At 71.7% G+C, this 14,749-nt stretch carries 14 protein-coding genes; 7 read left to right on the top strand and 7 right to left on the bottom strand.

Annotation, left to right across the window (positions count from 1 at the left end; translation table 11 throughout):
- Positions 1-6: 6 nt before the first annotated feature.
- Entirely contained in the window at positions 7-759 is a 753-nt protein-coding gene (locus K1X13_RS02905) for a lysophospholipid acyltransferase family protein (RefSeq protein ID WP_308249356.1), read from the bottom strand.
- A 129-nt stretch (positions 760-888) separates the two neighbouring features.
- On the opposite strand from K1X13_RS02905, the gene K1X13_RS02910 reads away from it, so the two are divergent.
- Genes K1X13_RS02910 through K1X13_RS02920 form a run of 3 tightly spaced genes read left to right on the top strand, consistent with a single transcriptional unit; the run spans position 889 to position 3,482 of the window.
- On the top strand, positions 889-1,659 hold the full coding sequence (locus K1X13_RS02910) for an alpha/beta hydrolase (RefSeq protein ID WP_308249357.1): 771 nt from the start codon (positions 889-891) through the stop codon (positions 1,657-1,659).
- Positions 1,656-2,201 carry a hypothetical protein gene (locus tag K1X13_RS02915; protein ID WP_221023527.1) on the top strand — a complete coding sequence of 182 codons (546 nt, stop codon included), beginning with the start codon at positions 1,656-1,658 and terminating at the stop codon, positions 2,199-2,201. The genes K1X13_RS02910 and K1X13_RS02915 overlap by 4 nt, the downstream gene beginning before the upstream one ends.
- A gap of 36 nt (positions 2,202-2,237) precedes the next feature.
- Complete coding sequence (locus K1X13_RS02920; protein ID WP_221023528.1) at positions 2,238-3,482, top strand: ornithine cyclodeaminase, nickel-pincer nucleotide-dependent; 1,245 nt, start codon at positions 2,238-2,240, stop codon at positions 3,480-3,482.
- Between the two features lie 27 nt (positions 3,483-3,509).
- Here the strand turns inward: K1X13_RS02920 and K1X13_RS02925 are convergent, their stop codons facing one another.
- Entirely contained in the window at positions 3,510-4,991 is a 1,482-nt protein-coding gene (locus K1X13_RS02925; protein ID WP_221023529.1) for a hypothetical protein, read from the bottom strand.
- A gap of 72 nt (positions 4,992-5,063) precedes the next feature.
- Complete coding sequence (locus K1X13_RS02930; protein WP_308249358.1) at positions 5,064-6,056, bottom strand: ROK family glucokinase; 993 nt, start codon at positions 6,054-6,056, stop codon at positions 5,064-5,066.
- A gap of 207 nt (positions 6,057-6,263) precedes the next feature.
- Between K1X13_RS02930 and K1X13_RS02935 the strand changes: the two genes are divergently transcribed.
- The 3 genes from K1X13_RS02935 to K1X13_RS02945 are packed head-to-tail and all read left to right on the top strand — an operon-like array spanning position 6,264 to position 9,740.
- A complete protein-coding gene (locus K1X13_RS02935; protein ID WP_221023531.1) occupies positions 6,264-6,737 on the top strand; it encodes a TadE/TadG family type IV pilus assembly protein in 474 nt (157 codons plus the stop codon).
- A gap of 1 nt (position 6,738) precedes the next feature.
- Positions 6,739-8,637, top strand: a complete 1,899-nt coding sequence (locus K1X13_RS02940; RefSeq protein ID WP_221023532.1) for a TadE/TadG family type IV pilus assembly protein — start codon at positions 6,739-6,741, stop codon at positions 8,635-8,637.
- 17 nt (positions 8,638-8,654) lie between these two features.
- The gene (locus K1X13_RS02945; protein WP_221023533.1) at positions 8,655-9,740 is read left to right on the top strand and encodes an acyltransferase family protein; all 1,086 of its coding nucleotides are present in this window, start codon (positions 8,655-8,657) and stop codon (positions 9,738-9,740) included.
- Positions 9,741-9,762: 22 nt separating this feature from the next.
- On the opposite strand, the gene K1X13_RS02950 is transcribed toward K1X13_RS02945, so the two are convergent.
- The 4 genes from K1X13_RS02950 to K1X13_RS02965 are packed head-to-tail and all read right to left on the bottom strand — an operon-like array spanning position 9,763 to position 12,743.
- Positions 9,763-10,707 (bottom strand): ROK family glucokinase, encoded by a 945-nt coding sequence (locus tag K1X13_RS02950; protein ID WP_221023534.1) that lies wholly within the window; start codon positions 10,705-10,707, stop codon positions 9,763-9,765.
- Positions 10,707-11,123 (bottom strand): hypothetical protein, encoded by a 417-nt coding sequence (locus tag K1X13_RS02955; protein WP_221023535.1) that lies wholly within the window; start codon positions 11,121-11,123, stop codon positions 10,707-10,709. Before K1X13_RS02955 ends, K1X13_RS02950 begins: the two co-directional genes overlap by 1 nt.
- Positions 11,120-12,298, bottom strand: coding sequence for an ArsA family ATPase (locus K1X13_RS02960; RefSeq protein ID WP_221023536.1), 1,179 nt, complete (start codon positions 12,296-12,298; stop codon positions 11,120-11,122). The genes K1X13_RS02955 and K1X13_RS02960 overlap by 4 nt, the downstream gene beginning before the upstream one ends.
- A 4-nt stretch (positions 12,299-12,302) precedes the next feature.
- Positions 12,303-12,743: an SRPBCC family protein gene (locus K1X13_RS02965; RefSeq protein ID WP_221023537.1), complete on the bottom strand. Its 441-nt coding sequence runs from the start codon at positions 12,741-12,743 to the stop codon at positions 12,303-12,305.
- Between the two features lie 179 nt (positions 12,744-12,922).
- On the opposite strand from K1X13_RS02965, the gene K1X13_RS02970 reads away from it, so the two are divergent.
- Entirely contained in the window at positions 12,923-14,713 is a 1,791-nt protein-coding gene (locus K1X13_RS02970; RefSeq protein WP_221023538.1) for an AMP-dependent synthetase/ligase, read from the top strand.
- Positions 14,714-14,749: the final 36 nt, after the last annotated feature.

The raw sequence follows: 14,749 nt of genomic DNA on the forward strand, positions 1-14,749 counted from the left end.
CGACGATCAGGATGCTTTGAGCGCGGGGTCCTGGGGGTTCTTCGGCTCGGTGTCGCCGCCGGACCGCTTCGCGGCCTCCTTGTCCTTGGCTCTGGCCTTGGCCTTGGCGGCGTAGATGTCGACGTACTCCTGGCCGGAGAGCTGCATGATCTCGTACATGATCTCGTCGGTGATCGAGCGCAGCACGTAGCGGTCGTTCTCCATGCCCTCGTAGCGGGAGAAGTCCAGCGGCTTCCCGAAGCGCACCAGCGGCCGGGTGAACGCGCCGAACTTCTTGCCGGGCGGGGCGACCACGTCGGTGCCGAGCACGGCGACCGGGATCACCGGCACCTTGGTCTCCAGGGCCAGGCGCGCCACCCCGGTCTTGCCGCGGTAGAGCTTGCCGTCGTGGGAGCGGGTGCCCTCCGGGTAGATCCCGAAGAGCTCACCGCGGCCGAGGACCTTCTTCGCCGAGAGCAGCGCGCCCTCGGCGGCGCCGCCGCTGGACCGGTCGATGGGGACCTGGCCGGCGCCGGAGAAGAACGACTTCTGCAGCCAGCCCTTGAGGCCCTTGCCGTTGAAGTACTCCGCCTTCGCCACGAAGGTCACCCGGCGGGTCAGCGTGAGCGGCATGAACAGCCAGTCGGCGTAGGACAGGTGGTTGCTCGCGAGGATCGCCGGCCCCTCCTCGGGGACGTGCTCGGCGCCCTCGGTGCGCGGACGGAACACCATCCGCAGCAGGGGCCCTAGAAAGACCCACTTGAGTAGCCAGTAGAACACCCGTCACCCCTTCGTCCCGTTGTCGCAAACCCTAGCCGCGAATGAACCTGCGTGCGACGATGCACTCGACTTCTCGGTGGCCTGTCCGTACGAGAACATTCAACACCCTGCCGACCCCCGGGAGAGACCGTGACCCTCGACCCCCACGCCGAGCCCTTCCACGCCGACGGGAGGCCCGACGAGGTCGGCGGGCAGCGGGTCGGGGTGCTGCTCAGCCACGGGTTCACCGGCTCGCCGGCGTCGATGGTGCCGTGGGGCCGTCACCTCGCCGACCAGGGCTTCGCGGTCGCCGTGCCCCGGCTGCCCGGGCACGGCACCACGTGGCAGGAGATGAACACCACGGGCTGGGCCGACTGGTACGGCGAGCTGGAGCGGGCCTTCGAGAAGCTGCGCGCCAACTGCGACCAGGTCGTCGTCGGCGGCCTGTCGATGGGCGGTGGACTGGTCCTCCGGCTCGCCGCCGAGAAGGGCACCGCGGTCGCGGGCGTGATGCTCGTCAACGCGGCCGTGGCCAGCAGCAACAAACAGCTGCTGGCGCTCCCGGTGCTCAAGCGGCTCGTGCCCTCGATGCCGGGGATCGTCAACGACATCAAGAAGCCCGGCCAGGACGAGCACGGCTACGACCGGATGCCGCTGAAGGCGCTCGCGTCGATGCTCTCCGGCTGGAAGTCGGTGCGCGCGGACCTGCCGAAGGTGACCTCTCCGATCGTGCACTTCCGGTCCGCCGAGGACCACGTGGTCGACCCGTCGTCGGCCCGGATCATCGCCAGCACCGTGTCGTCGCGGGACGTGACCGAGCGGGTTCTGGAAAACAGCTACCACGTGGCTACGCTCGACAACGACGCTCCTGCGATCTTCGAGGAGTCGGTCGAGTTCGTACGACGAGTGACGGGACCATGAGCCACGACCCCGAAGACCCGCAGGACCCCGCCGAGGGCGGGCCGTCCGGCACGGGCGACGGGGATCCCCGCAAGCTCGACGAGGACGCCGCCTGGCGCGAGATCGTCGCGCACTACGGCGACGTACCGTCGGTGGAGCCCTCCGCGCTCTTCGACCCGCCCGCGCAGCCCGAGCCCGGGCCGTCGGACACCCACGACGAGGCGCCCGCCGAGCCGCCCGCCGCGCCGCCGCGCCGTCCGGTCCTCGAGCCGGGGTGGAACGACCCGCTGACCACCCGGGCGACCTGGCAGGACGAGGGCCACTTCGTCCCGCCGGAGCCGCCGCCGCTCCCCCCGCTGGAGCCGCGCCGCCGGCTCGCCTGGTTCGGCCTGCTCGGCGCGCCCGTGGTGATGCTGCTCTTCGCGTTCTTCCAGTACCGGCCCCCGGGGTGGCTGGTCTTCCTGCTCGTCGCGGGCTTCGTGGGCGGCTTCGGGTACCTGGTCGCGACGATGCCCTCGTCGCGTCCCGGGGACGGGTCGGGCGACGACGGGGCGGTTGTGTAAGGATCGCCCCAGACCCCGAACGAAGGAGCCTGGAGAGTGCACTCGAGCGAGACCGTCGAGATCACCGGTCATCTGATGGACACCGGCATCCTGTCGCGGGTGCTCGACGACATCCGGGAGTACGAGGGTGACTACGTCATCGACCGGTTCGACGTCGGCCACGACGCCCACGACACCTCGCACGCGGTGATCACCGTGTCCGCCGAGGACGACGACGCGCTGCAGCGGCTGCTGATGCGGCTGCAGACCCGCGGCGTGAACCAGGTCGAGCCCGGCGAGTCCCACGTGTCCCTCGCGGAGATGGACGGGGTGTTCCCGGACAACTTCTACTCCACCACCAACCTGGAGACGAAGGTCCGCCTCGCCGGCAAGTGGGTGAAGGTCGACAACCCGGAGATGGACTGCGGGCTGATCGTCGACGACTCCGGCGAGAAGGTCCGGATCTACACGCTGCCGATGGCCGACGTGAAGGCCGGGATGAAGGTCGTCTGCGGCGCGGACGGCATCAAGGTGACCATCCCGCTCCAGGAGAGCGGGGGCGGGTCGTTCGGCTTCATGGAGTCCGACGTGTCGAGCGAGAAGCCGCAGGCGGTGCTGGTGCGCCAGGTCGCCGAGGGCATGCGCGAGGCGAAGGCGCAGGGCAAGAAGGTGCTCTGGGTCGGCGGGCCGGGTGTGGTCCACACCGGCGCGGCGCCGGCGATGGTGGCCCTCGTGAACGCCGGCTTCGTCGACGTCCTCTTCGCCGGCAACGCGCTGGCCACCCACGACATCGAGTCCGCGCTGTACGGCACCTCGCTCGGCGTGGACCTCGCGATGGGCCGCGGCGTCGAGCACGGCCACGAGCACCACATCCGCGCGCTGAACACCATCCGCAAGTGCGGCTCGATCAAGCACTCCGTGGAGCAGGGCGTGCTGACCGGCGGGATCATGCACGCGCTGGTCACCCAGGACAAGGAGTTCGTGCTCGTCGGCTCCGTCCGCGACGACGGCCCGCTGCCCGACGTCTACACCGACGTGATCGAGGGCCAGCGCGCGATGCGCGCGAAGCTCGAGGACGTCGGCTTCTGCCTGATGGTGGCGACCATGCTGCACTCGGTGGCGACCGGCAACATCCTGCCCGCGTCGATCCCGCTGGTGTGCGTGGACATCAACCCCGCGACCGTCACGAAGCTCGCCGACCGCGGCTCGTCGCAGGCGCGCGGCATCGTCACCGACGTCGGCCTGTTCCTCGAGCAGCTCGCGATCGAGCTGGTGCCGGAGTACCGCAACCGCCGCGGCTGACCCGCCGTACGGCGACCCCGGCTGTTCCTACGGCGCCTCGAGCAGCACGTAGCCGGCCCTGGGGTCGCGGCCGACCTCCCGCCAGTCCAGGTGGGAGGCGAGCTCCAGGGCGAGCGGGCTGGCGGTCCGGAGCAGCGCATACTCCGCGCCGGTCCCCTCGACGACGTCCTGCCAGCCCTTCTCCAGCCGGGTGGCGCGCACGTGCTCGCCGACCCACGCGTCCGGGTAGGCGTGGGTCATCCCGTCGATCACCGGTACGACGTTGCGGTGCTCCCACTCCAGCCAGCCGCCCACGAGGTACTCGTTGAACACCACCGTGCCCTCGGGCAGCGCGGCGAGGTCGGCGTCGAGCGCCACCGGGAACTGGTCGGTGGCCGGTGACGCGACCGACGTCGAGGTGCTGACCACAGCGGCCGCCCCGGCCAGGCAGGCGAGGAGCATCCCGGCCACCACCAGACGTTCACGGAGGGCCGTTCCGGCCTCGTGGGGGTCGCGGCGCAGCGACTCGAGCGCGGCGGCCAGCAGGGGCGCGGTGATCACGGCACCGAGCGCCACCGTCCGGTAGGACAGCAGCGTCCAGGCAGTGGCAAACCCGAGCAGCACGACGTGGGTCCAGGGGACGCGGCCCCCGCGCCGCGCCCACACCACCACGACGACGCCGATCATCAGCGCCGTCGTCGCCGGCGCGATCTCCTGGAAGGACGGGGATCCCCACTCGGAGATGTACTGCTGGCTGGTCCCCCGCGTCGTGAAGGGGACGAGCACGAGACCCGGCCCGGCCGGGGTCAGCGCGGCCGCCACGACGCTGCCGACCGGGACCGCCAGCAGGCGCGCCAGGCGTCCGGTCGGGAGCCGCCTCTCGAGCAGCAGGCCACCGATCACCGCCAGGCCCACCATCGGGCCGAGCAGCCACATGCCGTGCGAGCACGCCCAGACCCAGCCGAGCGCGAGCAGCCACCAGCGTGGCCTGAGGTCGCGCGCCGTCCCGAGCCACGCGTGCAGGGTGATCGCCAGGAAGAGGAAGCTGACCAGGTGCGGTCGCGGGGTCAGGCTGAGCGAGGCGCCCACCATCGTCGCGGCGGTGGCCAGCACGGCGGGCAGCACGCCCCCGACGCGCCGGCAGGACCCGAACACCGCAGCGGCGAGCAGGAGCATCCCTGCCGCTGCGAACCAGACAACCCCGGGCAGGCCGAACCAGCTCGCCAGCTGGCTGGCGAGCACGTCCGGGAGCCACTGGGTGGCGGTCCAGGGCCGGTCCGCGAACGGCGAGAGGCTGCCCGGGTCCCGGGGCGACCAGCCTCCGCGGAACTCCTCCCCCAGCCGCAGGTGCCACCAGGTGTCCGGGTCGCGGAGCGGCTGGAGGGCCTGGCGCAGGGCGAGCCCGAAGGTCAGCAGGAGCAGCGCATAGGACAGCACGCCGACGAGCCGGTCGACCCGCAGGTCCGTGGAGCGCTCGGCGCGCCCCGTTGCCGGGTCGACCGATGCGGAGGTGTCCGTCGCCATGACCATGAGGGGAGTATCGCCCGGTACGTCGGCCTCTGCAGGTGATCGCACCATTCCTCCCGGGACTCCCGACGGTGCTCAGACTTGTGGACGCGCCGCCCTCTCGCGCGCCAGCACCGCCGCCCCGATGAAGCCCGCGTCCGGACCGAGCGCCGCGCGGACGACCGGCGGCTCGGGCCGGAAGCCGCGCCCGGTCAGCGACTTGCGCAGCGCCTCGCGGGCGGGGTCGAGCAGCAGGTCGCCCGCCTCCGACACCCCGCCGCCGACGACGATGACCTCCGGGTCGAAGGCGGCGGCCAGGTTGGCCAGGCCCGTGCCGAGCCAGCTGCCGATCTCGTCGAACAGCTCCCCGGCCGCGGGGTCACCGGCCCGCGCAGCCTCGGTGACCACCGGCCCGGTCAGGCGGGAGACGTCGCCGACGACCAGGTCCCGCAGGAGGAAGGCGGTGGGTGACTCCGCTGCGACCAGCTCGCGCGCCTCGCGGACCAGCGCGTTGCCGCTGGAGTACTGCTCCCAGCAGCCGCGGTTGCCGCACTCGCACCGGCGGCCGCCGGGCATCACCTGCATGTGGCCGAACTCCCCCGCCATCCCGTTGCCCCCGCGGAACACGTCGCCGTCGAGCACGAGCGCCCCGCCGATCCCGGTGCCGAGCGTCACGCACAGCACCTGCCGGTAGCCGCGGCCCGCGCCGAAGCGCATCTCCGCCAGGGCCGTGGTGTTCGCGTCGTTGTCCACCACGACCGGTACGCCGAGCCGCGACTCGAGCGCGGCCTTGAGCGGCTCGTCGCGCCAGGACAGGTGCGGGGAGAACCGGACGATGCTGCCGGCCGCGTCGACGAAGCCGGCGGCGCCGACCCCGACCGCCGCCAGGCCGCTGCGCCCATCGGTCAGCTCGCGCACCGCCTCGACGATGGTCGCCTCGACCACGTCGGGGGTCTTGCTGCGGTGCGGCGTCTCCCGGCGCACGGTGGCGGTCACCGTGCCGTCCGGGGCGACCAGCCCGGCCAGCACCTTGGTGCCGCCGATGTCCACGCCGACGACGTCTGAGAGGCCCCGTTTCTCCTGCTGCACGCGGCAATCCTCGCCCAGTGCGGGCCGTTCGGCCATCCCGGGCAAAGACACACCACCCGATAGGACCATTTCGGTGCCATTCCGTCCCGAATTCCTCAAGTCCCCCATAGCCTCGTCGAGGGCGAGGTAGAGGGGATTGTTATGTCTGGTTGTGACCAGGGTTCGACCCGGGGGGAAAGCCGTCGCAAGCGCAAGGAGCGAGGCGCGGTGGCCGTCGAGTTCGCGCTCGTGCTGCCGCTGCTCGTGATGATGATGCTGGGCACGATCACCGGCGGGCTGGCGTACACCCGCAGCATCGGCCTGACCAACGCCGTGCGGGAGGGCGCCCGGTTCGGCGCCACCGGCGACATCGCCGCCGCCACCTGGGCGACAGACGTGATCGACCGCGTGCGCGAGACCCAGTTCGACGACGGGATCACCGCCGGCGCGTCCACGACGACCGTGTGTGTCCAGGTGATCGGCGCCACCCCCGTGGCGCCGTTCTGCAGTGACGCGGGGGTCAACCCTCCCCCGCCACCGGCCTTCCCGGTCGCCGACGCGGACCTGCCTGCGCTCGGCGCGGGCGAGTGCCTGGTGAAGGTGTGGGCGTCCCGGCACTTCGAAATCACGCTCGGAGTGGCCACGCCCAAGCAGGGCGACATGATCCGCCACTCGGTGGCTCGCTACGAGAGGGACTGCTGAGATGCGCCGCCTCAACGCCCGGCTGCGCGGACGCAGGGACGAGCGCGGCGCGGTCGCGATCATGGTGGCGATCAGCCTCACCGCCCTGCTCGTCGTCGTCGCGATGGTCCTCGACTTCGGCCTGGTCCGGATGGACCGGCAGTCCAACAAGTCCGCTGCCGACTCCGCGGTCGGCGCCGGCATGCGCGCGCTCGACGGGGGCACCGGCGAGATCTACTCCTACCGCGGTGTCTGCGAGGCGATCGACTACCTGAACGCCAACCAGCCCGAGCTCGACGGCGCTGGCCTCGCGTGGGGCGAGTGCGGCGGAGCCAGGGACTCCGTGGTGTGCAAGCCCGGCGTGCCCAGCACGGCGGCGAACTTCGCCCAGACCGTGACCACGCCGGACGACGTCGAGTACCTGGTCGAGATCAGCATCCCGTACGTGCTGGCCGACCACCCCGAGTTCCAGGAGGAGACCAAGGCCACCCTCGCCGGCGACCAGGGCGAGCCGGCCGAGCAGGGCTGCGACCAGATCGGCGTCCAGATCACCCAGACGCGGCAGCCGGGGCTGGGCAGCATCGCCTCGGACGAGGACATCGTCTCCCGGGTCCGCTCGGTCGGCCGGGTCACCATCGGCAACGACGGCCAGGGGGCCGTGGCGCTGCTGCTCCTGGAGCGGCACGACTGCCGGGCGATCGACACCGTCGGTGGGGCGAGCGTCCACGTCTACGGCACCGCCGAGATGCCCGGCATGATCCACACCGACAGCCTCGGCGACGGCGACGACTGCAACTCCGTGAACAAGGTGTACAACGGCAACCACACCAACGGCATCGTCGCGGACGAGTCCGACGACGGCCTCCTGCCCGGCCTCCTGAGCACGGCCGCGCTGAGCGGCGCCGCCGCTGCGGTCGCCGGCAACGCCACCGACCCGATCGACCAGGTGCACGGCGGCCCCTACCCGCCGGGCAACCCCCCGGAGGGCCGCGACCCGGTCACCCGTCGCCCCGTCGACAACCGGTGGCTCGACGCCGTACGCACCCAGGACGCGGTCGGCTACGCCAAGACGGTGATGACCCCCGCGGCCGCGACAGCCGCCGGCTACACGCTGAGCACCCTGGTCGGCAGTGGGTGCAACCTCGCCGGCGCGGAGCTGACCGCGGTCAAGCTCTACGTGGACTGCAACACCGGACCCGGGTTCACCCAGGCAGGCGTCACCCTGCCCGACGCGGTCGAGGTCGTCTTCAACGGCAAGGTGAAGGCGGACAACCTCTCCATGCCCAAGGCGACCGGGGTCTACGTCTACGGGGAGTGGGGCGGCAGCGGGCTGGCCTTCGACGTCTCGCCGTCCTTCCGCCTGCACCACTTCGGCGCCGCCACGTGCTCGTCCGCGCCCACGGGCGACGTCAACAACCGTGCGGTTCTCTACATCGCCGGTGGCTTCCTGAAGTCGGCCAACTCCTCGTCGTTCCTCCAGATGTGCAACACCACGCTCATCATGGGCGGCGCCCAGGTCGGTGGCTGCCTGCCTGCGACCAACGGCGTCGACCCGGTGGACAACGCGTGTAACGGGATCATCCAGATCACCGGTGGCTCGCAGGACTGGACGGCGCCCAACTCGACGTCGGACACCGCCGACCCTTCGAAGTGGGCACTGTTCGAGGACCTCGCGCTCTGGACCGAGGCCTGGGGCGCGCACACCATGGCCGGTGGCGGCACCATGCACCTGTCCGGCGTGTTCATGCTCCCCGAGGCCGACGCCTTCAACATCAAGGGCGGCGGTCTCCAGGACGTGCGGAACTCGCAGTACATCGCCCGCAAGCTCAACGTCACGGGTGGCGGTGCGCTCGAGATGGAGCCGAACGCCAAGGACGTGGTGACCATCCCGGTCCTCGGCGGCTTCTCGTTCGTCCGCTGAGACGCGCGGTGCGGGTCGTGGACGAGTCAGTGGCCACGACCGGCCGGTGGCGGCTCGGTCACCGGCCCGCGCTCGACGGGGTGCGCGGGCTGGCGATCCTGCTGGTGCTCTACGACCACGTCCGGCTCCCCGGTCTCGGGGCCGCGGGGCCGGCCGGGGTCACGGTGTTCTTCTGCCTCAGCGGCTTCCTGATCACCGCGCTGCTCCTCCAGGAGCACGCCGCGCACACCGCCATCGACCTGGTGGCGTTCTACCGCCGCCGGGTGCTGCGCCTGCTGCCGGCACTGGTCGCGTTCCTGGTCGTGATGACGGCCGTGGCGCTCGCTCTCGGATTCCCTACAGGCAAGAGCCTGCTCGACACCGTCCCAGTCCTGCTCTACCTGGGGAACTGGGTCCAGGCGTTCGGCGGGCGCCTCGGCACGGTCGGGATCACGTGGTCGCTCGCGGTCGAGGAGCAGTTCTACCTCGTCTGGCCGGTAGTCGTGCTCGCGCTCGCGCGCTTCGGGCGCACCCCACTGCTCGTGGTCGCAGCGCTGGGCTCCGTCTACGCGGTCACGGCCAAGATCGTGCTGTGGGACGGCGGCGCCGGGCTGGACCGCGTCTACTTCGGGTCGGACACCCAGGCGCTCGGGCTGCTGGTCGGCTGCGCCCTCGCGCTGGTGCTGCACCACGGCCGGCGACTTCCCCGCGTCCCGGGGCGCCTGCTCGGCGTCCTGCTCGCGGGTCTGCTCGGCTGCGCGGCGCTGCCGGGCGAGCTGGGCCGGTGGGTGGTCTCCACCGTCCTCGTCCCGCTGGTCACCGCCGGGATCATCTACGCGGTCGCGACCGACAGCGCGCCCCGGTGGCTGTCCTCGCCCGCGCTCGTGCTGGTCGGCCGCCGCTCCTACGGGATGTACCTGTGGCACACGCTGCCCGTCCTCGTCGTGCTGCCCGGACTCCGTGAGGCGGTCCCCGCCCCGGTCGCGGTGGTCCTGGCGCTCGCCGCGACCTGGGGGCTGACGCTGTTGTCGTGGAGGTTCGTCGAGCAGCCGTTCCTCCGCCTGAAGGACCGGCGCGCCGACCGCGCTCCGGCCGAGCACCGGTCCCGCGTGCCGGCCGCCTGACCCTCGGTCGAGCCTCTACCGGCTACGGGCGACGGGCGAGGTCCGCCGCGCCGATCACGCCGGCACGGTTGCCCAGCACCGCCTGCCGGATCTGCAGCGTGGGGCGGTAGTTGCGGCCGGTGAGGTTGGACCGGAAATGCGCCCGGATGGGGTCCAGCAGCAGGTCGCCCGCCTCGGAGACCCCGCCGCCGATCACCACGACCGCCGGGTCGAGCACGGCGGTCAGCGTGGCGATCCCCTCGCCCAGCCACCGGCCGAGGGCCTCGAGCTGCTCGGCGGCGAACGCGTCGCCGTCCCGGGCGGCCTCGGTGATCAGCGGGCCGGTGATGTCCTCGACGTTCCCGCCGGCGCGGTCGAGCAGGGACTTCGCGATCAGCGAGCCCTGCGCCGCGAGCTCGCGGGTCTCGCGCACCAGGGCGGAGCCACTGGCGTACTGCTCCCAGCAGCCACGGTTGCCGCAGCCGCAGATCAGCCCGCCCGGCACCATCCGGATGTGACCGATCTCGGCGGCCACCCCGAACGCCCCGCGGTGCAGCTCGCCGTTGAGGACGATGCCGCCACCGACCCCGGTGCCGACGGTCACCAGCATGAAGTCGTCGACGTCCGCCCCGGCGCCGAAGGTGAACTCGCCCCAGGCCGCGGCGTTCGCGTCGTTCTCGATCACCACGGGCAGGCCGAGCCGGTCCTCGAGGTCGCGCTTGAGGTGCTCGTCGCGCCAGGCCAGGTTCGGCGCGAACAGCACCGTCGCGCGCTTGACGTCGACGAACCCGGCCGCGCCCACGCCGACACCCTCGATGTCGTAGCTGCCGCGCAGCTCGTCGACGACGTCCTGCACCGCGCTCTCGATCGCCTGCGAGTCGGTCGCCGGGGACTCCCGGCGCGCCGTGCTGAGGATGTTGCCCTTCTCGTCGACCACCCCGCCGGCGATCTTGGTGCCGCCGATGTCGATCCCGACCGTGAGTCCCACTAGTCGTCCTCCCAGTCGTCGTCGGTGAGGTCGATCTTCTCGACCCCGGTCTCGTTCTCTGCCTTAGTGGCCGGTCCCGTGTGGGTGGCCATCACGCCCGCGACCGCCTGCATCAGCGACGACGCGGCGGCCGCCAGGTGCTGCCTGACCTCCGGGCTCGTCCCGCGGGCCGACGCGATCAGCCGGCAGACCGGGCAGTAGCGGCACTCCTCGGCGCCGGTCGCGATGTGCTCGTTGACCGCTCCCAGCGCGGAGGCCGCACTCGCGGCGGCGCCGGCCGCCGCACCGGCGTACTCGCCACCGCTCTTCCCGGCCCAGTCCTGGAGGGCGGCGAGGAGCTTGACCGCTTCCTCCCCGACCGAGCCGACCTCGCCCTGGTCGTCCTCGTTCGTGCCGTCGTTCTCGTGGCCGGTCACGGGGACGCCTCCACCGGCGCCCGGAAGCGCACCTGGAGCGCGCCGTCCTCGACCCGTGCGCCCGCGACCGTCTGCTTCCCGAGTGCCGCGGGCAGGGCGAGCACGCGTCGGTAGGAGCCCACGGTCACCACCAGCTCGTCTCCGTGTCTCGCGAGGTCGATGTCGGTCTTCGCCACGAACGGTAGTGCGATGGTCAACAGGGCACCGGAGGGTGTCCGCCGGATGGTCATCGGCCCGTCCCCCGTCGGCGCCTCGAGCGGGTCGTGCCCGTCGTACGCCGCGGTGGCGAACGCCGCGAGCTCGGCCACCCCGACCGGCTCGCAGGGCCGGTAGGCCGAGCGCCAGACCGGCAGCCCGGCGAAGGACTGCTCCACCTCGCGCAGCACCTCGCCCTGGGCGCTGACCCACTGCCGCCGCCATGCGTCGGAGCCGGCCTCCGGGAAGACCCGGTTGGCCACCACCCCGTCCACCCGGTAGCCGAACAGCGACAGCGTCGTCAGCGACCGGCGGGCCTCGGCGACCACCATGCTCTCCGGTGTCAGCACCAGGCGGACGCTCGCCTGCTCGCCGGTCAGGATCGTGCGGATCTCCTCGAGCTCCCGGTGCAGCCGCTCGACCGCGTCGAAGACCGAGTCGTGCGGCATGGGCACGCCCGCGGCCCTGGCCAGCATCGGCTTGAACGCCCTGACGACACGGCGCTCCATCGGCAGCACGCGGTCCATGTACCAGCCGAGCGCCTCCGGGAGCGCGAGCAGGCGCAGCGTCTCCGCGGTCGGCGCGCAGTCCACGACGACCACGTCCCACTCCCCCGACGTGGCGTGCCTGCGCAGCTCGAGGAGCGCCAGCACCTCCTCGGCGCCGGGGATGACGGTCAGCTCCTCGGCGGTGATCGGGTCGAACCCGGCCGCGTCGAGCACGGACAGCAGGTAGCCCTGGATGTCGGCCCAGGAGCGCTCGAAGCGGCGCTGCGCGTCGACCTGCTGCACGAAGAGGTTGTCGTCGACCTCGGTCGGCTCACTGCCGACGCTCACGCCGAACGCGTCCGAGAGCGAGTGCGCGGCGTCGGTGGAAAGCACGAGGGTGCGCCGGCCGCGCAGCGCCGACACGGTCGCCGTACCCGCTGCCGCGGTGGTCTTGCCGACCCCGCCCTTGCCGGTGAAGAGAATGATCCTCACGAGGTCAGGCGAGGGACTCGACGCGCTTCTTCAGGCCCTTGAGCGCGGTGTCGATGATGACCTTCTCGGCCTTGCGCTTGAGCATCCCGATCATCGGGATGGAGATGTCGACGGCGAGCCGGTAGGTGACCTCGGTCGAGCCGTCGTCGCGACCCACGAGCTCGTAGGCGCCGTCCATCGTCTTGAGCATCTTGCCCTCGACCAGGTTCCAGCGCACCGCGTGGTGGCCGTGCCAGTCGTAGCCGAGGGTGTACTGGTCCTTGATCGGGCTGGCGTCGAGCTCGAAGTAGACCTGCTCCGCCCGGCCCTCGGGGCCGTCCACGACCACGTCGGCGACCTTCACGCCCTGGACCCACTGCGGGTAGGCCGGGAAGTCCGCGATGACCGCCATCACCGAGGCCGGCTCGGCGTTGATCACGATGCTCGAGGTCGTCTGCTCGGCCATGGCTCTCGGATGCCCCTCAACTCGAAGACTGCTGTGGCGGCGAGCGTACCGGATCACCGCTGCCGCACTGTGACTGCGGCCATGCCGCGACAGCGGCCCATCTGGTGCTCGCGCGGCGAGACGCAGCGGTAACGTGCAGCGTGCACATCGCCGTCAGCTGAGCGAACCGGAGGAACAGCGTGCGGGAGTACTCCACGCCCATCAACATCGAGATCCCCACCACCGGGAACCTCACCGACGACATCGTCACCAACGCCACGGACTACCCCGACGTCGTCTCGTTCAGCCGCCGGGTCGACGGCGCGTGGACCGACGTGACGGCGGCGCAGTTCCTCGGGCAGGTCCGCGCGGTGGCCAAGGGCCTCGTCGCGGCCGGCATCGGCGAGGGCGACCGCGTCGCGCTGATCTCGAAGACCCGCTACGAGTGGACGCTGCTCGACTACGCGATCTGGTGCGCGGGCGCGGTGACGGTGCCCGTCTACGAGACCTCGTCGGCCGAGCAGGTCGAGTGGATCCTCTCCGACTCCGGGGCCACGGCGGTGGTCGCCGAGACCGCCGCGCACGCCGCCCGGGTCGCGGAGATGCGCGGCAGCCTGCCCGACCTCAGGCACGTCTGGCAGCTCGACGAGGGCGCTGTCGACGAGCTGGTCGCCCTCGGCGCGAGTGTCTCCGACGACGACGTGGAGCGGCGTCGTACCGCGCTCACCCCGGACTCCCTCGCCACGCTGATCTACACCTCGGGTACGACGGGCCGCCCCAAGGGCTGCATGCTCACCCACGGCAACTTCATGTTCGAGCTCGGCGTCGCGGTCGAGGAGCTGCACCAGCTCTTCGACGACGAGGACTCGGCGACCCTGCTCTTCCTGCCGCTCGCCCACGTGTTCGCGCGGATCATCCAGATCGGCGCGATCAAGGCCCGGTGCCGCCTGGGCCACTCCGCCGACGTGAAGAACCTCGTCGCCGACCTCGGGTCGTTCCAGCCGACGTTCATCCTCGCCGTGCCGCGGGTCTTCGAGAAGGTGTTCAACTCCGCCTCGCAGAACGCCGCGGCCGACGGCAAGGGCCGGATCTTCGACCACGCCGCCGACACCGCGATCGCCTACAGCAAGGCGCTCGACGGACGCCGCGTCGGGCTGCTGCTGCGCGCGCGGCACGCGCTCTTCGACAAGCTGGTCTACGGGAGGCTGCGCACGGCGCTGGGCGGGCACTGCGCGTACGCCATCTCCGGTGGCGCCCCGCTCGGCGAGCGGCTCGGCCACTTCTACCGCGGCATCGGCCTGGTCGTCATCGAGGGCTACGGCCTGACCGAGACGACGGCGGCACTGACCGCGAACCTGCCGGAGACCTCGAAGATCGGCACCGTCGGACGGCCGCTCCCCGGTACAGGGGTGCGCATCGCCGAGGACGGCGAGCTGCTGGTCAAGGGGGGCCAGGTGTTCACCGGCTACTGGCACAACCCGGAGGCCACCGCCGAGGCGCTGAGCCCCGACGGCTGGTTCCACACCGGGGACCTCGGCGAGATCGACGACGAGGGCTTCGTCCGGATCACCGGGCGCAAGAAGGAGATCATCGTGACCGCGGGCGGCAAGAACGTCGCGCCCACCGTGCTCGAGGACCGGCTGCGCGCCCACCCCCTGGTCAGCCAGTGCATGGTCGTCGGCGACGGCCAGCCCTACATCGCGGCGCTGGTCACGATCGACCCGGAGTCGTTCCCGCAGTGGGCCGAGCAGCACCACAAGACCGGTGCGATCGCGGACCTCACCGAGGACCCCGACCTGATCGCCGAGGTCGAGCGCGCGGTCGAGGAGGCCAACAAGGCCGTCTCCCAGGCCGAGTCGATCCGCAAGTTCACGATCCTCCCGGTCGACTGGACGGAGGAGGGCGGCCAGCTCACGCCCAGCCTCAAGCTCAAGCGCAACGTGGTGAGCCGGGAGTTCCGCGCCGATGTCGAGGCGCTCTACTCCCGCTGATCGGGTGGACCCGCTCTAGTCATCCCTAGTCATCCC

It is taken from the genome of Nocardioides jiangsuensis (assembly GCF_019679455.1).
Lineage (GTDB): Bacteria > Actinomycetota > Actinomycetes > Propionibacteriales > Nocardioidaceae > Nocardioides_C > Nocardioides_C jiangsuensis.

Bases quoted from the DNA above. Each gene is read 5' to 3' on its own strand.
- K1X13_RS02925 (WP_221023529.1), bottom strand. From the start codon at position 4,991: ATGGTCATGGCGACGGACACCTCCGCATCGGTCGACCCGGCAACGGGG.
- K1X13_RS02940 (WP_221023532.1), top strand. From the start codon at position 6,739: ATGCGCCGCCTCAACGCCCGGCTGCGCGGACGCAGGGACGAGCGCGGC.
- K1X13_RS02915 (WP_221023527.1), top strand. From the start codon at position 1,656: ATGAGCCACGACCCCGAAGACCCGCAGGACCCCGCCGAGGGCGGGCCG.
- K1X13_RS02965 (WP_221023537.1), bottom strand. From the start codon at position 12,743: ATGGCCGAGCAGACGACCTCGAGCATCGTGATCAACGCCGAGCCGGCC.